We start from the raw sequence: 20,120 nt of genomic DNA, 5'->3' as shown, positions 1-20,120 counted from the left end.
AAGTAAAAAGCGGCATCCTAAACAGGATAACCGCTATTCGTTACTTTCTTTTCTGCTTGGACTGAAGATCTTGCATTCTTTCTTCGCTTGACTTCATCCATTTTTTCAGTTTTTCCTCTAAGGAATTTATCCTATCCTTCCCCATATCCGTTCGATTCTTTCGTTCTGCCCGTTGTCCGAATGCTGATGAATCAGAGCGTAATGGGTTTTTTTTTTCGATGCGTTGTTCCGGTTTTTTTCCATCTTTTCTTTCAAGAGGGGCTACTTGCTTGATGGAAAGAGAGATCTTCCCTTGATCGGAGATGTCAATGATTTTCACCTTTACTTTATCCCCTACAGAAAGATAATCTTCTACTTGCTTCACATATTCGCTTGCGATTTGCGAAATATGTACAAGTCCCGAACGCCCTCCTGTAAGCGATACAAACGCACCATATTCCTTTATGGCAGTAATCTGGCCCTCAATAACGTTCCCCACTGTCAACTCACTAGACATATGATCGCTCCCCTTAAACTCTATCCCTAATCGGATTAATAGTAGATATGGTTATAGATACTATATGCCTGGATCTGGTCAAATGTTCCTGTCTGGATAAAGAAAGGTGGAATTCTTATTGGAAATGGCTCTCGAAGGCCTGTCGAACCCTTTCGTCTTCCTCTTCAAGCCAATTGGCCAGCTTAGAAAGAGCATCCCCAATATAAGCCCTAAAGGCCTCTAGCTCTTCTTCATTGTAATAAACGGAGTCCTCCTCCACTTCTGTTGTCACGACCAAAGAAGTGAGGAACCGTGTCATCGGATACTCCTCATTATTTAAGAAGTAAAATACATAAGGGTGTTTTTCGACCAGTAAGGATGCCCAGTCCTTCACATCCTTGCGGTTCATGAGATCAAGCAGTTCTCCATCCTTGGCATAGCCATAAAACGAAAACAGCAGACTTCCTCTATAAGCTTTAGCGGTTTCGGGAGACTGAAGAGCATCAGCCATATAATGATCTAGCTGGTGAATATTTTCATTTTCCACTTCTTCCTTGGAAATCTTAATCATAACAGGGCTCATCTGCTTAAGGTCTGATTCCCCGCTCGGGACAGCTTCTTCTTGTTCATGTTTTCCCAGTACTTCACGGCGCCACTGCTCAAATTCATCAAAAAAGCTCTCTCCAATAGGAATCTCAAGGGAGTAGAAATAATCCTCAATTTCCGGACGAAAATCTCTCGTGAGCGCTTCCGACGTTTCATAGATCATGAGGCATCTTTCCTGCAAGAATCCATTTAATTCGTTCACCCGTTGCGGAAGTACATAATTCTTGTATATGTCCATCGTTTCTTTATCTTGCTTATCCAGAAAGAAAGTGAACTCCATCACGTCATGTTCGCATAAGTGAATATACTTTCCTATTCTTTTAGCTGTTATGGCATCCAGATTCCCCAGGAGCTCCTCGTCCAGTCTAAGGCGAATACGGATCGGCTCTATGTCGGGATTTTTCAATGCTTCTTGGTAATATTGGTGAATCAGGCTGTTCCATTGCTTAATGAGATGTTTTGCCATCCATTCTTTCTTTATAGTAACTTCTTCATAACGCTTCATATGAGGTTTCTCTTCATGCACATCCATGGGCACGGTAATAGGAATCTCATCCGTATTTCTTTCGTCCGATGCTGAAATACTAGAAGGATCCGCAGAAGGCTCGCTTGAAGACGAAAAAACCTTTTTCAGAAAACTCTTAATCATGAATCATCCTCCTGTTGCGAAAAACTTTACTTTTATCCATTCGACATGATCGACAAATTTCCTACTTAAATAAAAGAAAACTTGGCTGGTGCCAAGCAACAAGTTTTCCTCATCCTGTCCAAATAATGTAACAAAGTTATAATTCTGACAGTGAAAAAAAGAGCCTATCAGGCTCTAAAAGCTACCATCCTTCATTAAGGTAAACTCACCAATAAAATAAACAAGGTCGTCTTGCCCTTCTTCCTCCAGCATATCCTCATCTTCTGATCCCTCTGCAATGTCATCCTCATTCAGCATGCTGTTGAAGCGGTTTAACAGCTGATTGGAAAAATCCTGAAAAGGAATCGGCTCAGCCTCCGGCTGCACTTCATCCATGACCGTTATCTTCTCTAGTCCTTCAATATGCGATAGAATCGTAAACCCGCCAATTTCCCCAAGCGCCTCAGCCGTATTCAATTTAGACTTCTGCAAGCGAAGCATGAGCTGCACAAAATCATTCGCAGCGATAGACGGAAAAAGAACTTGTACAATTTTTCTCCCTTTTTCCTTTTGATCATTATCAGGTTTCAAGAGCAATATATCAAAGCTTTTCTTTTTACCTAAACCAAACACAAAATTCACCTCAACCCAGTTTTCATTAAAAAAGCTTCATTGAAGCATTTCAAAGTAGCCAGACCACTTTTAAGGGAATTTATGCGAAATAAGGATGTTAACTCATAGAAGTTTATACTCCCTTATTCCGTAAAGTATGTAAGGATGACTTTCTATTACCTTCCCCATTATACATGATTTTTATCTCCTTCGTCAGGCTTCCCCGCTGTTTGCTGGTGCATCCAAGCCATCTGCTGAGAGATTCCCATCCCCTTAAACGGCTCCTCCACTTGAGAATCAGGAAGATATAACAGCAGCGATCTATATTTCTCGCTTCCAAAAATAACCAATTGCTCGCCTTCCAGATGTTGATCTTTTATTTGTTGAGCGGTAATTTGCGCCCATTCATCAATTTGTTGCTTTTTGTATTGATTAAGATGCTCCGGATAAGACTCAATTACATCAGTCGGGGAGATTAAGTGATGTTTGGCGGAAAGAATATACCATTGATCAAAATTGGATTGCTCAATATACTCCCTCACCTTAACAAACCACGCTGAGGTATATAGTTCAGATGCCATATGTCTGCCTTCTTTTTTCTGCTTTACGCAAGCAATCAAGGCTATTCTCCTTTTTTTCGGCTGGGAAGGACAAAACATAGCGTCCAAGAGTATTCGAGTAAATCGCGTGTTCCAGTATGCCGCCATCCAATAGGAATCCACATAATATTTCATCACATCAACCATCCATTCTTTCCTCCCCCTGCATCTCCTTTTTCGCACAACTTTCTACCTTTTCTTTATTTTAACAATAAACAGCAGTAAATGCAGGGCTTTTTTCCTTTTTTCATTAAAATTGCATAGACTTTCCTAAATTAAACCAATAATAAGCTTAACTAATTTTTGGAGGTGTGTGATGGGTAAAAGATATCTGTTAGTATTGGGCTTTCTTCTCGCCATTGCAGTGGGTACTTTTCTTCCCAAACTGATTGTTGGCAATGTGGAAAGCTCCTCCAATGAAGTAACCTATCAGTTTGTCAATCTTGGCATGACTACAGAACAGTCCAGAAGCCAGATTGAGGGAATTCTGAATGGACTAATTGGCATCTCCGATTTCAAGATTGATTCCACGGCAGACGTTGTTACCATCACTCTCGATCCGGAAACCATGAAACCCGAATGGATTATGAAATCCCTCGATTCCCATGGTTATTTGCCAGATGAGTACCATAAGGTGAAATAAATCCTAGTTATACCTCAAGTTCAGACAACGAAGAGGGTGTCCCTAAAAGCCAGCAGGCTTTTGGGACACCCTCTTCGTTAAGCTATACCCCAACCAATTGCAGATCTAATTCTTCCAATTGATCTAAAGAATTTGGCTCATTGCGATAAACATTTGTCTTCTTGCGGGCAACGCCGGTCTGAAGACACCGTTTCCTTTTCAAACTGTACACGAATAATAATATGCGTACCTGTAACGCTGGATTTGGACATTTTAGTTCCACTTTTCGTTTGAATGAAACATGTTTAGACTGCAACCTAAGTGCTACATAAAATAGCGGTAGACCAATATCGCTTCGGGGAAAGCGATTGCAAGCAAGGAAACAGCGACAAGCATGATGATAAAAGGAGGCGTACCTTTGATGACCTCCATATAAGGCCTATTAAATACGGCACAAGCCGTAAAGATATCGCAGCCGAATGGCGGTGTCGAGGCTCCAATAGCCGCCTGGAGAGTGATAATGATACCAAGCACGATCGGATCGATGCCTGCCTGCATGGCAACCGGAAAGAAAATCGGCGTCAGAACCATAATGACTACGATTTGGTCAACAAACATGCACCCTATAAAGAAGAAAAGGGTTACCATGATCAAAACGGTAAGGGCAGATGGATCGGGTCCAAGAACGCCGGAAGTAATCAATTCAGGGATTTCCGCATAAGAGATGACCCAGGAAAAGGCAGAGCCTCCAGCGACAAGGATAAACACAGCAGCGGTTACCAGGCCAGTGGATAAAGCAATCCCATGGAGGTCTTTTGCCTTAACCGACTTGAAGATGAACATCTCAAGAATGATCGCATACAGAACAGAAATCGCAGCGGCTTCTGTAGGGCTGAACTGTCCAGAATAAATCCCGCCGATAATGATAACCGGAAACCCAAGCGGGAGAAGCGCCTTTTTCACTCCGTTCCAACGCTCTCCCCAGGTTACTTTCGGCTGTTTCGGAATATTTTTTGCTCTAGCATAGAAATAGCTGTATACGGAAAAGAACAAAAATACAACTAATCCCGGAAAAATCCCTGCAATAAACAGCTCCCCTACGGAGGTCCCTGTAACCACGCAATACATGATCATCCCAATGCTTGGCGGAATAAGCAACGCCACATCGGCAGCATTGACAATTAAGGCCATGACAGCCTTATCCTGATATCCGATATTCAACAGCTTGGAACGCATGGGTTTTCCGACTGCTACAACTGTTGCCTGCGCCGAACCGGAAATGGCGCCAAATAACGTACAAGTGGCAGCCGTTGTAATGGCATACCCTCCGCGTATATGACCCACAAAATTGCCTACAAAATCCACCAAGCGATTAGCTGTTTGCCCTGCCGCCATAATATCAGCAGCGAAAATAAACATCGGAACCGCAAGGAGGACAAAGGGAGAAACCCCTGCATAAAGCTGTTGCGTTACCATCATGGGATCCATATTAGGAAAATACTGATTCAACACGACCAATGGCGCCGCAATCAGCGACATCATCATAGGAAAGCCTATCAACAGCAGTGCAATCATGATGGACATTAAAGTTAGTACCATAAAAAAATCCCCTCCTTACGTCCTAGATGATATGGGACACCTTGTAATCAGATTCTTGGTCATCCTTGGATAATTCTACTTCTTCTTTCTCGTTAGCCATTTTTTCTGTTCCTATATAGACTTCTTTTTCTTTCAAGTTGATCCAAAAATTACGTGCATACTGAATCCCTCCCAGCGCAAAACCAATCGGGACAAACATAACAATCAGATACATCGGTACCCTTAGGGAGGGGGTTACTCTTCCCAAGGATTCTACTTTCAATGTGTACTCGATTCCCAAATAAGCCAGATAGAACAAGGTGATGGAAGTTACGCTAGAAATGATGAGAATAAGAACCTTTTGCACCTTTTGCGGTGACAAGTCCATTAAGGCGGTCATGCTGATGTGCCTGCCTTTCCGGGCTCCATAGCTGATACCAATAAAGGTAATCGCTATGACAAGAAATTGCCCGGCCTCTTCTGCAAAGTGCCAGCTGTAGTTAAATACCATGCGGCTGATAACATTACCAATTAAAATGAACGCCATAAGCAGAATGGAAAAGCTTAAAATCTTTTCTTCAATCCTCGTTATCCATCGATCAATCAAATGGAGAATCCTCATTAGATCATTTTCCTCCCCTTTTTGTCGGCAAGTGGGACCCATAGTAGACCATGTGATTGAATCCAAAGGGGAGCTTGGCCCCTTTGGATTCATTTTCATTTTATTTCTTGGTGATTGCAGCGATTTCTTCTTCTAACTGGGTTAAGATCGTATCGCCTCTCTCGCCAGCTAACTCTACAAATTTAGCTCTAGCGGATTTACTGGCTTCTTTAAAGGCTGCTCGCTGCTCATCGGTCAGCGTCACAATCTCAATGTCGCTCGCCGCTTTGATTTTTTCCAGTCTTTCGCTGTTTAGCTTATCTTGTATCTCAAAGGAGTAATCCTTTAGCTCTTCGACCGTATCCAACACCAATTGCTGCTCTTCCGCTGGCAGAGAATTAAAGAAGTCGGGATTCACCGCCGTACTCGTAACATAGAGGCAGTGATGAGAAAGAGTCAGGTATTTCTGGACTTCATAGAATTTCATTTCCTCAATGGCAAACATCGGATTCTCTTGTCCTTCAATCATCTTTAACTGCAATCCGCTGTATACTTCCATGTAAGGAACCGGTGTCGGACTGGCCCCATACGCTTCATAAGCGGATACGATCATCGGAGAAGCCATTGTCCTCATCTTGAATCCCTTAAATCCTTCAGGAGTATCTAACGGCTTGCTGCTCGTCCAATCCATGAATCCTTCGGTCCAATAGCTTAGAACTTTGATATTCTTCTCCTCATAAATCTTGTTCAGCTCTTCATTCAATGCCTTGCTTTCATTCAGTATTTTCTTGTTTAATTCCATATCTTCAGAAAACAAGAAGTGCAAGGAAAACAATTGGTTTTCCGGTACTAAAGTGCCCGTCGTTCCGGGTGATGTAATAGCGAACTCCACTCCGCCGTTTTGCAATAGCTCAGCTTGCTGGGTCGCATCCCCCAATTGTCCTACAGGGTAGACTTCCACCTTAAATTTTCCGTTTGATTTTTCCTCAAGCACTTCTTTGAACTTTTGGGCGTATTGGTCTTGGACACTGCCAGGAATCTCTTCATGAACTAAGCGGACATTGTAGGTCTGTTGTTCTCCCCCAGCCCCTTCTGCCGGCTTGGCATCTGTGCTGGCCTCATTTGAGGAACAAGCTGTTGTCATGATGATCAGAGCAGAAAGAGCTGTCAACAACATGGATTTCACTTTAAGCTTCTTCATGTTTATTTTCCCCCTGTATATATGCTTTTTCTTACATAAATCCGGAATACTTCTTCTTCACCACGGCAGAATAGACATAATTGATCATCGTAATGTAATCAAATACCGGAAGGTTTACTGCATTTTGGACAGCCTCACCATACGGCGGGAGCATGCTGCATTCGAGCAGTATCGCTTTAACTCTTGGATCTTCTTCTACCATCTGCTTAGCTGCGGAAATGACTTCTTTCTCTATTTCTATGGAATTCAGAATTCCTACTTCTGCCACTGCGGCTTGATAGAAATAGGGTTGATCTTCCAACCCGCGTATATGAATGGATATCTTTGGGTCGATCCCAACCGCTTCTAGCAGGCTGGGATCGAGAACATTGGAACTGGCACAAATAATTCCCACTTTTTCATCCTTACGCAGCATTCTGGATATGAAGGGGACTTGAAGCAGACTAGACATGAATACAGGTACTTCCAAGCGATTGGCCAACTCCCGCTGGAATAAGGCCATATAGCCGCAATCGCCTGTTATGGCTTTCACTCCATCCTTGACAAGCTCTTCCCCCGCTTCAATCACCGAATCCAATAAGGACATATCCTTATTAAATAATCTCTCGACGGTGAAGTTCTTGACAGTCCGATAGCGAACGGGAAAACTATAAGACGATGCGTTACCTACATCTCCTGGGATAAAGGGAGCGTAGGAATCAAGCATGAGGATGCCAATGGCTTCCCCATAGCTAACTTGTCCTTTTCTTGCTCGATAGACCATACATTTTGAACCCCTCTATTAGATAATGAACTAGACTCCTGCAAATTCGGACTTTGAGGAAACAGCAAATTATTTAGATAATTCATTCTGCAGGATCAGGCTACTGGGCCTTCTTTTCGCGTTGAAAATACTCGATCTCCTGGTTGGCTATCTTTTCTTCGCTGCGCAAAGATTTTATTAAAGAAATACACATCATGATTACTATCACCGTAAAGGGTAAAGCAGAAATTAAAGAGGCAGTTTGGAGACCCTTTAATCCACTTGTTAGGATCAAGACGGCCGTAATTGCGGCTATCAATGCACCCCAGATGGCTGTAGCAAACCTCGAAGGATTCAAACTCCCCTTTGATGTCAGCACGCCAAGAATATAGGTTGCTGAATCAACGGAAGTAATCATAAATATGGCGATCAAGATAAACGATAAAACGGACGATACCAGATCAAAAGGGAGCCCTTTTAACATGACAAACAGTGCAGTGCTAACATCGTTTGATACAGCAGTTGCCATAGATGCGTTTTCAAATAGATCCATGTGAAGTGCCGCTCCCCCAAAGATCGAAATCCAAATAAGTCCGATAAAAGGAGGGATAATTAAGACGCCAAAAACAAATTCACGAATGGTTCGGCCTTTAGAGATACGGGCAACAAATGCACCAACAAAGGGTGACCAAGCTATGACCCATGCCCAATATAAGACCGTCCAATTGCGTACCCATGTCCCGCCATCATAGGGGGTCATATAAAAACTATTTTCTATAAAGTGTTGCAGATAATCCCCTATTGCAACCGTAAGCCCTTCCAAAATAAAAACCGTTGGCCCCGCAAACAAAACATAGACCATTAAGCCTACTGCCAAGGCCATATTAATATTGCTTAAAATTTTTATTCCCTTATCGACACCGCTTAATGCCGAAGTCATGTAAAGGATAAACATCACAGCAATAATTAGAAGCGGCATCCAGGTGATATTTGGAAGAGAAAAGACATATTTTAATCCACCGTTAATTTGCAATACAGCCATACCAAACGAGGTAGCAACACCTATCGTTGTTGCAATGACAGCAAGAATATCGATAGGGGTATTAAAAAGACGGCCAGAACGTTTTCCGATAATAGGTGTCAATGTAGAACTAATGAGGGAATCGCCTTTTTTACGATATTGAAAATAGCTTAGCGCTAGTCCAACAACAGCAAAAACGGACCATTGATGGAATCCCCAATTGAAGAAAGAATAGTGCATTGCGAGGCGTGCCGCTTCCGCAGAATGCGGGTCCACATGACTATATGGCGGATTTGCAAAATGGGACATCGGTTCAGCGACACCCCAAAATACTAGTCCAGAACCAAACCCTGCCGCAAACAGCATACTTATCCATGAATAGAAAGAATACGCTGGTTGGTCTTGCTCCTTTCCCAGTTTAATGCGGCCAAATCGGCTAAAAGCCAGAAAAAGGCAAAAACCTACAAAAAATGCCATGGAAATGAGGTAAAACCACCCAAAGTTAATAGTTGTAAAATCAAACATCCTTGATGCATAGTGAGAAAACCTGTCAGGTGAGAGGGCGCCAAACAGAACAATACATAAAACCATAATGGATGAAACCCAAAAAACCACGTTATTGTACGAAGCTCTTTTGAAATTTTGTTTCAAAATAATCCCCCCTTTTAATTCGAGTACACAGACACTAAGGAAAAAACAAGCGAACAGTATCCTGTTCGCTAAAATTAGCTTTTAACAAACAACTCTCTAGGGAAATTAGCTAGCGTTTCGCACCCTGTTTCCGTGACTCGGAACGTTTCGCTAATTTCAACTCCATAATTGTCTAACCAGATTCCAGGAATCATGTGAAACGTCATATTCGGCTGCAAAATCGTTTGATCTCCAGGACGAATACTAGCCGTATGCTCACCCCAGTCTGGAGGATAATTCACCCCAGTGGAATAACCGATGCGGGAATCCTTTTTAAACCCGCTTTTTTCGATGGATCTTCTCCAAGCCAGCTCGACCTCTTCACACGTCAGCCCAGGCTTAACTGCCTGTAGAGCTTCATTGATCCCTTCAATGACTACCTTAGCTAAATCCTTAATCTTTTGATCCGGTTCACCTATCACAACCGTTCTGGCTAAAGGAGAATGATAGCGCTGATGGCAGCCCGCAAGCTCCAGGATGACTGGATCCCCCTTCCGATACTTTTGGTCAGTCCATGTCAAATGGGGTGTTGAGGTTTTTTCCCCCGAAGGAAGCAAGGGAACAATCGCTGGATAATCTCCTCCGAAACTTTCTGTTCCGCTGATTTGAGCGTGATAGATTTTTGCTACTACATCACACTCTCTTATCCCTTCTTGGATAGAATCAATTCCGATACGCATGGCATTTTCCACGATTTTTGCTGCCCTTTTCATATACACGATCTCTTGTTCAGACTTCACAATGCGAACCCAGTTCACTAGGTTTGTCCCATTTTTAAATTGCGCATTCGGCAATCCCTGTTTAAGGCTTTCAAAGCATTGCGCGGTAAAATAGTAGGCATCCATCTCTACGGCAATCGTTTTGTTTCCTTGTCCCCTGCTGATTAACAGCTGAGCCACATAATCCATCGGATGTTTTACGGTATTATGCACATAATCGTCAGGGTAAGCGACGATATGATCGCTGTCAATCCATGCCGTTACGACGGCTGCGGAAGCATCCATCCCGCGTCCAACCCACGTCGGCTGCTCTTCATCCATTTGCACCATTAACAATTGGTGAACATAAAACGACCAGCCATCGTAACCTGAAAGGTAGTTCATGTTTGCTGGATCGGTGACCAATAAGACGTCAATCCCTTGATCGGCCATCTTTTTCTTAACTTGATCCATTCTTCTCTTATATTCTGATACCTCAAAAAGAGCCATCCTGCCCTTCCTCCCCAACGCCCAAGCTAAATTTTTTATACACTGATCTACCAGCCTCGTACGGCCATTTTTTGATTTTCCAGCAGGGTTGAGATTTCAATTCCCTTCATAGGATTGCCCAAATTCGTGGACAATTTGGCAATGAGTTCATAATCCTCATAGTGAGTGGTTGCTGCCACAATGGAACGGGCAAATTTCTCAGGGTTCTCGGACTTAAAGATACCAGAGCCTACGAATACTCCGTCCGATCCCAAGTGCATCATTAAAGCTGCGTCAGCAGGAGTAGCCACCCCGCCTGCAGCAAAATTCACAACAGGCAATTTTCCATTCTTGTGTATATATTCCACTAATTCGTAAGGAGCTCCTAAGTTCTTGGCTTCAGCCATTAACTCATCATACGACATGGATTGAATTTTGCGGATTTGACTTTGCATCATGCGCTGGTGCCGCACGGCTTCCACAATATTTCCCGTACCGGGTTCCCCTTTGGTTCGTATCATGGACGCCCCTTCACCAATTCGGCGCAATGCTTCTCCGATATCACGGGCCCCGCAGACAAAAGGAACGGTGAAGGCCTTCTTATTGATATGGAAAACCTCATCCGCAGGAGTCAACACTTCGCTCTCATCGATATAATCCACTCCCAACGCTTCCAAAACCTTTGCCTCAACGAAATGTCCAATACGTGCTTTCGCCATAACCGGTATGGAGACCGCTTTCACCACTTCTTCTACGATCGTTGGGTCTGCCATACGGGCTACTCCACCTGCCGCGCGAATATCCGAAGGCACGCGCTCTAAAGCCATGACCGCTACTGCCCCTGCGGCCTCAGCGATTCTCGCCTGTTCGGCATTAATCACGTCCATGATGACGCCGCCTTTCTGCATCTCTGCCATACCGCGCTTCACCATTGCTGTTCCCACTTCAATCATTTCTGTCTCCTCCTTATGTTTAAGCGGAGGAACGAAAGTTCCTCCAACCTCTCCTCTTGTTGAATATTTTTTATTTCGGCAATTTAAAGCAAACCACTTTCGGTTCCGTCATTTCATGGATGGCAAATTGGATTCCTTCCCGGCCAAGTCCGGATCCCTTCACTCCCCCAAAAGGCATGGCATCAATGCGATAGTCCGTACTGTCATTGACCATAACTCCGCCGACTTCCAAATGTTTGATCGCAGAGAAGGCTTTTTCTAAATTACGAGTGAAAATCCCTGCCTGCAACCCGTAATCGACGCTGTTCGATTTTTGAATGGCAGCTTCCAAGTCAGAAACCGGGTACAGCATCACAACAGGGCCAAACACTTCCTCCTTCGCCAGCGTGCAATCCGCCGGTAAATCGGCTAGAACGGTTGGGGCGTAGAATGCTCCATTTCGTTCTCCCCCGCAGAGCAGAGCAGCTCCTTTTTCCACCGCTTCATTTACCCATGTTTCTACGCGAATCGCTTCTTTTTCCGTAATCATCGGTCCCATATCGGTCAGTTCCGATAACTTATCCCCCGTACGGTATTGTTTGGTGCGGTCTACAAACTTCTCTTTAAAGGTATCGAAGATGCTTTCTTCGATGTACACGCGCTGTACACCCAAGCAATTCTGCCCTGCTGCCCAGAAGGCTCCGGACACTGTAGATTCCACCGCTTCTTCCAAATCCGCATCGGATAGGACAATGACGGGTGAATTCGATCCAAGCTCCATCCCGATTTTCTTTAATCCGGCCTTCCGGCTGATATCTAGTCCAGCCTGCAAGCCGCCTGTGAAAGAAATCATTCGTACAGCGGGATGGGTTACTAAAACATCGCCGATTTCACTCCCATTTCCTGTAATGACCGTGAGCACTTGAGGGGGAAGGCCTGCTTCCAACAAGGCTTCTGCCAAAAGAATCGCACTTAGCGGAGTGACCGTTGCCGGTTTTACGATGATGGCGTTTCCGGATGCAATGGCTGGCCCAACCTTGTGAGCGACCAAATTAAGAGGATCATTAAAAGGCGTAATGGCTGCAATCAGGCCGATCGGAAAACGATAGTAGTAACCCATTCGGTTTTCGCTGCCAGGCATCTGATCAAACGGAATGGTTTCCCCGTGGACACGTCTTGCTTCTTCTGCGCTAATGCGAATCGTCTCGATGCAGCGGGATACTTCCTTCCGCGCTTCTCGAATCGTCTTGCTGCCTTCGCGGGCAATCGTTCTGGCAAATTCTTCCCTTCGCCGTGAAATAATGTCCGCCGCTTTATTAAGGACGGCTATCCGCTGGTGAACCGGCATCTCCACGGCAATTTTCACGCCTTCTTTTGCGGATTCGATCGCTTTCGCCATCTGTTCAGCGGTTGCTGCAGGAACCGTTTCAATAAGGCTGTTGTCCTGCGGATCGCGAACTTCGATAACGCGGTCACTCTCCACCCATTGCCCGCCAATGTGCATTTTTTTACCTTTTACTTTCGTTCTCACAGATAGAACCACCCTTCATCCCGCCTTTCTGCTTAAAGTTGATTTCGTTGAATATTGATCAAATCAATTAATAAAGAAAACCCAGTTTCCGTCCGACCTGCGCCTGCCCCGACTAAAGTGATCGGACCAGCCAGATCACATTGGTAAGTCACGGCATTCGTAGCTCCCATAATGCCCGCTAACGGATCCGTCAAAGGAATCGCTTCCGGCCCGACCTTGGCAATAACCTTATCTCCCTCTTTGCTTGCCCGAGCCAACAGCTTCCAACGCTTCCCTTCTGACTTTGCCCATTCGATATCCTGTGGAGTCAAATGGCTGATTCCTTCACAAGCGACGTCATCCCGTTTCAGCGGAGCATTCATAACGACATTGGCTAGAATCACAACTTTGTACTGCGCGTCATATCCTTCCACATCGCTGGTCGGATCAGCTTCTGCATAACCGAGTTCTTGCGCTTCTTTTAATGCCGCTTCATAGGTTTTTCCTTCTTCCATCTTTGTAAGAATATAATTAGTCGTCCCGTTTAGGATCCCAACAATGCCATGAATATCGTTGCCAGCCAAAGTGGTGATTGGCATTCTTAGCGCTGGCGTTCCGCTCATAACCGTTCCTTCAAAGCCCCAGCGAACCCCGTTTTCCTTTGCCAATTGAGATAATTCCTGGTAAGCGAGAGCAACTGGCCCTTTGTTGCTCATCACGACATTTTTACCGCTTTCAAAAGCAGCCCGGCAATGATCGATGGCCGGTTGACCTGTCTTTACATCCGTAAACGTAATTTCTACAATCGTATCCGCATTGCTTTCCCGAATCGTTTGGAAACTATCCCATCCTCTGATGAGGCCTGGCGTGTCCGGATAGGCATCCAATTTCCCCGTTTCTTTTACTGCATCCAACGCAGCATTCAGATCCAATCCTTTCGGATGATATAGGGATCCTTTCATCAAATCAGATATCGCTACGATCTTCGCATCGAATCCCAGCTCTTGCTGCAGGGCCGTCCCTTTATCACGGATAATTTCCACCAACCCTTGTCCGACCACTCCGAAACCAAGCAATGCAATGTTATGAGCCATACCGGTTCACTCCTCTTCTCTTTATCTCTTATTTCTTGAATTGATATTGTCCGTTCAGAAACCTCTTGGCTGTTTCAGCCATAATGGCAGCACCCATCGGCAAACATCTTTCATCGATATCAAAGATCGGGGTATGGAGCTCCCTCTTGATTCCGTCCGGAAGCGCGCATCCTAGAAAAAACATGGCTGCTGGCACCGCTTGGGCCATATAAGCGAAATCTTCGCCACCCAAGCCAAAGGGGGTCTGAACCAGTTGGCAATTCGGGTATAAGTCTTGTATCGTTTCTTTTATCCACTCGTTCACCGTTGCGTCATTTTTCAGGGCAGGCTCCCCCCGATGAGCGGTAAAGCTGTAGCTCCCTCCTAAAATATCCACAAGGGAAAACGCCTTTTCCACTTCCGCAATCAACAGCTCTCTTACCTCAGGAGTGTAGCTTCGAAGGGTTCCTTGAATATGGACTTCCGAGGGTATGATATTGCTCGCGGATCCCGCATGGACCTGGCCTATACTGACTACAGCCGCGTCTAAAGGGGATACTTTTCTGGACACAATGCCATGAAGGGCTTGAAGCACAGGTCCGAGCATCCAGATCGGATCGGTCCCCAAGTGAGGATAGGCTCCATGGCCTCCCGTTCCCGTGATCGTAGCTTCAAATACATCCACATTCGCCATGCTGTATCCGGCATTTACCTGTACTTCACCAAGCGGATTTTCAGGACTCATATGCAGGGCAATGGCACAATCTACTCCTTCCAATACCCCTGCACGGATCATATGAACCGCTCCGGTTAACCCGTTCTCGTCCGTAGATTCTTCCGCAGGCTGGAAAATGAATTTGACTGTTCCTCTTAATTGTTGGTTTTCAAAGCATTCTGCCAGCATGTGAGCTGCGCCGAGAAGAATCGAAGTATGGGCATCATGCCCGCATGCATGCATGACTCCCTGATGCTTTGAACAATAGCTGTGCTTGTTATCCTCAATAATCGGCAACGCATCCATGTCGGCCCGAATCGCTATGGTCGGTCCTTCACCAGATGAAAGGGTTCCAACCACGGCGGTCGGGTAGCCTACTCCCTTTTCGACTGACATTCCCGGAATGGTTTTCAACATATCAACTACAAATTGAGAGGTCTGGTATTCTTGATAGCTTAACTCCGGATGAGCATGGAGTTGTCGCCGCCATCCGACTATTTTTTCCGAAAGCCCCTGCGCTTGTTCCACCATAGTTTTTAATTGGATTGCCAATGTCCTTTCACCTCTGCCTTAGCTAGAATAGCTGGGGCAGCTTTCAGCCGCCCCTATTCACTGATTTCTTTTATTCCGCAGAAGCTACTTTCAGTTGAGCTGCCAAGTGCTCGAAAGCCTGCTCCAAATCCGCAATGAGGTCTTCCGTATCCTCAATACCTACCGCTAAACGAACCAACCCTTCAGCGATACCGACTGCCTTGCGTTCTTCCGGCGTACATTCTACGTGGCTGGTTGTGCGAGCAGGCCCATAAGTCGTTTCAACTGCTCCCAAGTTAGCTGCACGGTTAGCAAATTGAAGCTTAGGCAAGAAGTGTCTTACGGAATCCATTCCGCCCTTCACTTCGAAGCTCAGCATTCCGCCAAATCCGCGCATTTGCTTTTTCGCAATGTCATGGTTGACATGAGTTTCTAAACCAGGGTAGTAAACGGCTTCCACAAGGTCTTTGGTTTGCAGATACTTGGCAATCTCCATCGCGCTCTTCGCTTGTTGAAGCACGCGAAGCTTTAATGTCTTCATCCCTCTTAGGATCAGATAAGCAGCCCATGGATCCATAGTGGCTCCATTGATTTCGCGGTAGTGGTAGATTTTCTTCACTAACTCGTGGGCTCCGCAAACCAAACCGCCAAGTGCATCCGCATGTCCGCCCAAGAACTTGGTAGCGCTGTGGATAACCAGGTCAGCACCCAGCTGCAACGGATTTTGGTTGATCGGAGTGGCAAAGGTGTTATCTACAACAACAAGCGCCCCCACTTCATGTCCGGCTTTCGCCATCAGTTCAATATCTGTAATTTTAACAGTCGGGTTTGTTGGCGTTTCAAGATAAAGGATTTTGCATCCTTTAGCGACTTCCGCTGCAATGGCTTCATGGTTGCCGGTTTCGCACAGCACCACTTCAATGCCCATTTGCGGAAGGAACTCCGTAAATATTTTATTGGTTCCGCCGTACGTGTCCTTAATGGATACAATACGATCTCCAGGTCTTAAGAACGTGTATAGCGTGTTACTGATCGCTGCCATTCCCGTAGAGAAGCTGGTTGCATCTTCGGCACCTTCAAGAATTTTGATCTTATCTTCTAAGGCTTGAACGGTAGGATTCGTGTTACGTCCATAGATGTGTCCTTTTTTCTTTTCAGTCGCTACGTCATACCATTCATCCATGTCATCATAACCGTAAGCTACGCTGACAACGACAGGTACTTGAGTTGCTCCATGCACGAGGTAGTCCTGTTCTCCAGCCCATACCGTTTTCGTTCCTACATTTGCTCTATCAAAGTTTTTCGCCATTTTATCTTCTCTCCTGTTCTATAGTTCGTTTTCTAAATGAAGTCCTGCCTGCTGTGCCACCATCGCGTTATAGGCGTAAATGGCAATGGCTGTATCCTGCACCCCTGTTCCTGTTAAATCACAGATCGTGATTTGGCTGTCACTGCTGCGACCTGTTTTGTAAGCAGCTGTCAGCTCACCGAGCTCTAGGATATCGCTTTGCTGGTTAACGGTTCCTTGCTCCAATCCGTGGTGCAGTTCTCCTAGTCGGAAGCATTGGGATTTTACATCGCAGACAAGGATGTCGGCCTTGCTTAGCACCCCCGCCTCCAATTCCTGCTTATGTTCGGCATCAGAGCCCATCGCGGTAATATGAAGACCCGGGTGAAGCCACTCAGGCTTTATGATGGGCGAAGTGGACGGCGTAGTTGTCACGACGAGTTCACTTTCCTTTACCACCGCTTCTGCACTCGGCGCTGCGATCACCTGAACGCCTAGCTTAACTTCCATTTCTTTTGCATATTGCTCCACTTTGCTGGATGTCGGCGCATAAACCATGATGCGTTTAAAATCACGGACCTGCTTAAGTGCCATCATTTGATAGCGGGCTTGCGCACCGGACCCGATGACTCCTACCGTATCAAGCTTCGGTTTTGCCAGATGGATGGCTGCAACGGCACCTGCTGCTGCTGTACGCACATCCGTCAAATACCCATTATCCAGGAGCACGGACTGAGGAATTCCCGTTTTTGTGCTGAATAGGATCATCATGCCGCTCAAGCTGGGAAGACCTAATTGATAGTTATTGAAAAAACCGGATGACATCTTGATAGCAAATTTATCTAAACCTTGGATATAAGCGGTCTTGACGTCGACTTCACCATTATTCTCAGGAATATCCACCCGCATAATCGGGGGCAACGTTACCTTTCCTTGTGCCAAGCTGGTAAATCCGTCGGCTACCACTCGGATCGATTCCTGATTAATCTCAACATGCCGGCGAATATCCTTCTCTTGAAAAATGATCACACTATTCACCCTTTCCTTACCCTACCAACGGTTCAGGAACTTCCGGATCATCATGCTTGATGATAAGCTCCCTAGGGAAGTCCGCAAATACCTCGCAACCGTTCTCCGTCACTCGGAAAGACTCGCTGATCTCCACACCGCAGCTATCAAGCCAAACTCCCGGAATCATATGAAAGGTCATATTCGGCTGGAGGATCGTTTTATCTCCCGGGCGGAAGCTTGCGGTATGCTCTCCCCAATCCGGAGGATAATTCAAGCCCATTGCATATCCGATGCGGGAATCCTTAATGAAGCCGCTCTTAGCAATCGAATTCCTCCAGGCCAGCTCCACCTCTTCGCAGGTTACGCCAGGCTTTACCGTTTCCAGCGCGGCATTCAACCCTTCGCTCACGACTTTGCCCAAATCCTTCATTAATTGGGTAGGCTCTCCGATAACCATGGTTCTGGCCAGTGGGGCATGATATCGTTTATAGCATCCCGCCAATTCCAGAATGACAGGATCGCCTTTTCTGTATCGCTGATCCGTCCAAGTCAAATGCGGTGTTGAAGTCTTTTCCCCTGCGGGAAGAAGAGGTACAATCGCCGGGTAATCTCCGCCATAGAGATCCGTACCGCGGATTTGCGTACGGTAAATCTCCGCTACCACATCGCACTCTCTTATTCCTTCTTGAATCATCTCAATCCCTACTCGCATCGCATTTTCTACGATCTTTGCAGCTTTGCGAATATAATCGATTTCCTGATCGGATTTGACGATTCGAACCCAATTGACTAAAGAAGTAGCGTCTTTGAATCGGGCATTAGGAAGCCCTTTGATTAAACTGGTGTAGCATTTTCCAGTAAAGTAGTACGTATCCATTTCAACCCCGACGGTGCGATTCGCCTGACCGATTTGCTTTAGGATATCAGAGACAAAATCCATCGGGTGTTTAATCGTAGACTGAACATACTCATCGGTATAAGGAATGATGTTATCGTTGCTAAGCCAAGTCGTTACCTTCGCTGCGTTGGCATCCTGCCCTCTTCCAATCCAGAAAGGCTGCTCCTCATCCGAAATGACAATGAGCAATTGATGTACATAAAAGGACCAACCGTCATAACCGGAAAGATAATTCATATTTGCGGGATCGGTTACCAATAAGACATCGATTCCTTGCTCTTGCATCTTTTGCTTCGTTTTTCTGAGTCTTTCTTTATATTCAGTGATTTCGAATGATAACATTGCAACTCCCCTTTTCCGTCGACTAAGCATGTGTTTCTCTTTTTTTGAATTTTTTCAAGGTTGCTTGTAAACAAATATTAACCGTTTTCAACCAGTCAAGACATCTGCAAAAATGTATGAAGTTTTTAGTTCGCTTGTAGTCACTTTAGATAATTGACGGTTTTTGAACCTCTGAACTATAATTCCTCTATTCTTAAAACATTAAGTCTAAAATTCTATAGGGGGAATTAAACCATGAGTCAGTTCAGGCCGACCATCCGAGATGTTTGGGCAGCACGAAAGCGCATTGCTCCTATTGTAAAAAGAACGCCTCTAATCTATTCGAACAGACTTTCTGAGATCGCCGAGGCTTCCGTTTACTTAAAACTAGAAAACATGCACGATATCGGGGCCTTTAAAGTAAGAGGAGCTGCGAACAAGATTTTAAGCCTAAGCCCGGAAGAGCAAAAACGAGGGGTTTCTACCTTCTCTACAGGAAACCATGGACAGGCCGTTGCCTATGTCGCTCAGAAGTTGGGGATCAAAGCGGTAGTTTGTATTTCAAACCGGGTCCCTAAAGCGAAAGTCGACGCCATCCGCCGTTGGGGAGCCCAATTGGAAATTGTGGGAGAAAGCCAGGATGCTGCCGGTGAACATTGCTTCAGACTTCAAAGAGAACACGGATTAACCGTTATCCCTCCATTTGATGATCCGCATATCATTGCTGGACAAGGAACCATCGGTTTAGAAATCCTAGAGGAACTCCCTGAAGTGGATATGGTCATTGGCGGGCTTTCAGGGGGAGGATTACATGCTGGAGTCGGATTAGCTTTGAAATCCAATGATCCAGACATTCAAGTGATTGGGGTTTCGATGGAGCATGGAGCCGTGATGCATGAAAGCCTAAAGGAAGGCAGACCGGTCGTTCTGGAGGAGCGAGACACTTTAGCTGACAGCTTGCTTGGAGGGATAGGATTAGACAATCAGTACACCTTGCCGATGGTTCGGGATTACGTCGATCAATCGATTCTGATTTCAGAGGAGACGATTGCCGAAGGGATGGCCTACATGCTGGAGACTCATCGAATGGTAGTGGAAGGAGCTGCTGCGGTGGGCATTGGAGCCCTCTTGAGGGGAAAAATCTCAAAGCCGGGCGGACACATCGCTATTATTATCAGCGGATGCAATGTGGATTTGCATGCTCATCTTCAAGCGACTCAATCATTTATTGGAAAATTTTCAAAAAAGGAAACCAATGCACTTCTGTAGTACACTTAAA

At 45.4% G+C, this 20,120-nt stretch carries 19 protein-coding genes; 2 read left to right on the top strand and 17 right to left on the bottom strand.

Features of this window, described 5'->3' with window-relative positions; all coding sequences use genetic code 11:
- Positions 1-40: 40 nt before the first annotated feature.
- The 4 genes from ABLT31_RS01185 to ABLT31_RS01170 all read right to left on the bottom strand — a co-directional run bounded on the left by ABLT31_RS01185 (position 41) and on the right by ABLT31_RS01170 (position 3,067).
- Positions 41-496: a S1 RNA-binding domain-containing protein gene (locus ABLT31_RS01185; RefSeq protein WP_367747796.1), complete on the bottom strand. Its 456-nt coding sequence runs from the start codon at positions 494-496 to the stop codon at positions 41-43.
- A gap of 115 nt (positions 497-611) precedes the next feature.
- Positions 612-1,730, bottom strand: a complete 1,119-nt coding sequence (locus tag ABLT31_RS01180) for a hypothetical protein (RefSeq protein WP_367747794.1) — start codon at positions 1,728-1,730, stop codon at positions 612-614.
- A 174-nt stretch (positions 1,731-1,904) separates the two neighbouring features.
- The gene (locus ABLT31_RS01175) at positions 1,905-2,351 is read right to left on the bottom strand and encodes a hypothetical protein (RefSeq protein ID WP_367747791.1); all 447 of its coding nucleotides are present in this window, start codon (positions 2,349-2,351) and stop codon (positions 1,905-1,907) included.
- A gap of 158 nt (positions 2,352-2,509) precedes the next feature.
- On the bottom strand, positions 2,510-3,067 hold the full coding sequence (locus tag ABLT31_RS01170; RefSeq protein WP_367747789.1) for a DUF6884 domain-containing protein: 558 nt from the start codon (positions 3,065-3,067) through the stop codon (positions 2,510-2,512).
- A 169-nt stretch (positions 3,068-3,236) separates the two neighbouring features.
- Between ABLT31_RS01170 and ABLT31_RS01165 the strand changes: the two genes are divergently transcribed.
- The gene (locus ABLT31_RS01165; protein WP_367747786.1) at positions 3,237-3,563 is read left to right on the top strand and encodes a heavy-metal-associated domain-containing protein; all 327 of its coding nucleotides are present in this window, start codon (positions 3,237-3,239) and stop codon (positions 3,561-3,563) included.
- A 303-nt stretch (positions 3,564-3,866) separates the two neighbouring features.
- Here ABLT31_RS01165 and ABLT31_RS01160 read toward each other — a convergent pair whose 3' ends face one another.
- The 13 genes from ABLT31_RS01160 to ABLT31_RS01100 form a co-directional block, all read right to left on the bottom strand.
- Positions 3,867-5,141 (bottom strand): TRAP transporter large permease, encoded by a 1,275-nt coding sequence (locus tag ABLT31_RS01160; RefSeq protein WP_367747784.1) that lies wholly within the window; start codon positions 5,139-5,141, stop codon positions 3,867-3,869.
- A 22-nt stretch (positions 5,142-5,163) separates the two neighbouring features.
- Positions 5,164-5,742: a TRAP transporter small permease gene (locus tag ABLT31_RS01155; RefSeq protein WP_367747781.1), complete on the bottom strand. Its 579-nt coding sequence runs from the start codon at positions 5,740-5,742 to the stop codon at positions 5,164-5,166.
- 100 nt (positions 5,743-5,842) lie between these two features.
- On the bottom strand, positions 5,843-6,922 hold the full coding sequence (locus tag ABLT31_RS01150) for a TRAP transporter substrate-binding protein (RefSeq protein WP_367747778.1): 1,080 nt from the start codon (positions 6,920-6,922) through the stop codon (positions 5,843-5,845).
- A gap of 31 nt (positions 6,923-6,953) precedes the next feature.
- The gene (locus ABLT31_RS01145) at positions 6,954-7,685 is read right to left on the bottom strand and encodes an aspartate/glutamate racemase family protein (protein WP_367747775.1); all 732 of its coding nucleotides are present in this window, start codon (positions 7,683-7,685) and stop codon (positions 6,954-6,956) included.
- A 100-nt stretch (positions 7,686-7,785) separates the two neighbouring features.
- Positions 7,786-9,336 carry a BCCT family transporter gene (locus tag ABLT31_RS01140; RefSeq protein WP_367747772.1) on the bottom strand — a complete coding sequence of 517 codons (1,551 nt, stop codon included), beginning with the start codon at positions 9,334-9,336 and terminating at the stop codon, positions 7,786-7,788.
- Positions 9,337-9,410: 74 nt separating this feature from the next.
- Positions 9,411-10,583: a M24 family metallopeptidase gene (locus tag ABLT31_RS01135; RefSeq protein ID WP_367747769.1), complete on the bottom strand. Its 1,173-nt coding sequence runs from the start codon at positions 10,581-10,583 to the stop codon at positions 9,411-9,413.
- Between the two features lie 47 nt (positions 10,584-10,630).
- Positions 10,631-11,515, bottom strand: a complete 885-nt coding sequence (gene pdxS / locus ABLT31_RS01130; RefSeq protein ID WP_367747766.1) for a pyridoxal 5'-phosphate synthase lyase subunit PdxS — start codon at positions 11,513-11,515, stop codon at positions 10,631-10,633.
- Between the two features lie 70 nt (positions 11,516-11,585).
- Positions 11,586-13,025 (bottom strand): aldehyde dehydrogenase family protein, encoded by a 1,440-nt coding sequence (locus ABLT31_RS01125; RefSeq protein WP_367747764.1) that lies wholly within the window; start codon positions 13,023-13,025, stop codon positions 11,586-11,588.
- Between the two features lie 32 nt (positions 13,026-13,057).
- Positions 13,058-14,098: a homoserine dehydrogenase gene (locus ABLT31_RS01120; RefSeq protein WP_367747761.1), complete on the bottom strand. Its 1,041-nt coding sequence runs from the start codon at positions 14,096-14,098 to the stop codon at positions 13,058-13,060.
- A 28-nt stretch (positions 14,099-14,126) separates the two neighbouring features.
- A complete protein-coding gene (locus ABLT31_RS01115; RefSeq protein ID WP_367749329.1) occupies positions 14,127-15,323 on the bottom strand; it encodes a M20 metallopeptidase family protein in 1,197 nt (398 codons plus the stop codon).
- Positions 15,324-15,414: 91 nt separating this feature from the next.
- On the bottom strand, positions 15,415-16,632 hold the full coding sequence (locus tag ABLT31_RS01110; RefSeq protein WP_367747760.1) for a cystathionine gamma-synthase family protein: 1,218 nt from the start codon (positions 16,630-16,632) through the stop codon (positions 15,415-15,417).
- Between the two features lie 18 nt (positions 16,633-16,650).
- On the bottom strand, positions 16,651-17,640 hold the full coding sequence (locus tag ABLT31_RS01105) for a cyclodeaminase (protein ID WP_367747758.1): 990 nt from the start codon (positions 17,638-17,640) through the stop codon (positions 16,651-16,653).
- 16 nt (positions 17,641-17,656) lie between these two features.
- On the bottom strand, positions 17,657-18,862 hold the full coding sequence (locus tag ABLT31_RS01100) for a M24 family metallopeptidase (RefSeq protein WP_367747755.1): 1,206 nt from the start codon (positions 18,860-18,862) through the stop codon (positions 17,657-17,659).
- A 234-nt stretch (positions 18,863-19,096) separates the two neighbouring features.
- Here ABLT31_RS01100 and eutB point away from each other — a divergent pair, with 234 nt between their 5' ends.
- Positions 19,097-20,110: a hydroxyectoine utilization dehydratase EutB gene (gene eutB, locus ABLT31_RS01095; protein WP_367747752.1), complete on the top strand. Its 1,014-nt coding sequence runs from the start codon at positions 19,097-19,099 to the stop codon at positions 20,108-20,110.
- The last annotated feature ends 10 nt before the right edge of the window (positions 20,111-20,120 follow it).

Source organism: Ammoniphilus soli, assembly GCF_040813775.1.
The sequence above is the reverse complement of the archived record's forward strand: the minus strand, read 5'-3'. Positions and strand labels throughout refer to the sequence as shown.

Coding starts and splice junctions, on each gene's coding strand:
- ABLT31_RS01185 (WP_367747796.1), bottom strand. CDS start 496: ATGTCTAGTGAGTTGACAGTGGGGAACGTTATTGAGGGCCAGATTACT.
- ABLT31_RS01180 (WP_367747794.1), bottom strand. CDS start 1,730: ATGATTAAGAGTTTTCTGAAAAAGGTTTTTTCGTCTTCAAGCGAGCCT.
- ABLT31_RS01170 (WP_367747789.1), bottom strand. CDS start 3,067: ATGGTTGATGTGATGAAATATTATGTGGATTCCTATTGGATGGCGGCA.
- ABLT31_RS01165 (WP_367747786.1), top strand. CDS start 3,237: ATGGGTAAAAGATATCTGTTAGTATTGGGCTTTCTTCTCGCCATTGCA.
- ABLT31_RS01160 (WP_367747784.1), bottom strand. CDS start 5,141: ATGGTACTAACTTTAATGTCCATCATGATTGCACTGCTGTTGATAGGC.
- ABLT31_RS01155 (WP_367747781.1), bottom strand. CDS start 5,742: ATGAGGATTCTCCATTTGATTGATCGATGGATAACGAGGATTGAAGAA.
- ABLT31_RS01150 (WP_367747778.1), bottom strand. CDS start 6,922: ATGAAGAAGCTTAAAGTGAAATCCATGTTGTTGACAGCTCTTTCTGCT.
- ABLT31_RS01145 (WP_367747775.1), bottom strand. CDS start 7,685: ATGGTCTATCGAGCAAGAAAAGGACAAGTTAGCTATGGGGAAGCCATT.
- ABLT31_RS01135 (WP_367747769.1), bottom strand. CDS start 10,583: ATGGCTCTTTTTGAGGTATCAGAATATAAGAGAAGAATGGATCAAGTT.
- pdxS (WP_367747766.1), bottom strand. CDS start 11,515: ATGATTGAAGTGGGAACAGCAATGGTGAAGCGCGGTATGGCAGAGATG.
- ABLT31_RS01120 (WP_367747761.1), bottom strand. CDS start 14,098: ATGGCTCATAACATTGCATTGCTTGGTTTCGGAGTGGTCGGACAAGGG.
- ABLT31_RS01115 (WP_367749329.1), bottom strand. CDS start 15,323: ATGGTGGAACAAGCGCAGGGGCTTTCGGAAAAAATAGTCGGATGGCGG.
- ABLT31_RS01110 (WP_367747760.1), bottom strand. CDS start 16,632: ATGGCGAAAAACTTTGATAGAGCAAATGTAGGAACGAAAACGGTATGG.
- ABLT31_RS01100 (WP_367747755.1), bottom strand. CDS start 18,862: ATGTTATCATTCGAAATCACTGAATATAAAGAAAGACTCAGAAAAACG.
- eutB (WP_367747752.1), top strand. CDS start 19,097: ATGAGTCAGTTCAGGCCGACCATCCGAGATGTTTGGGCAGCACGAAAG.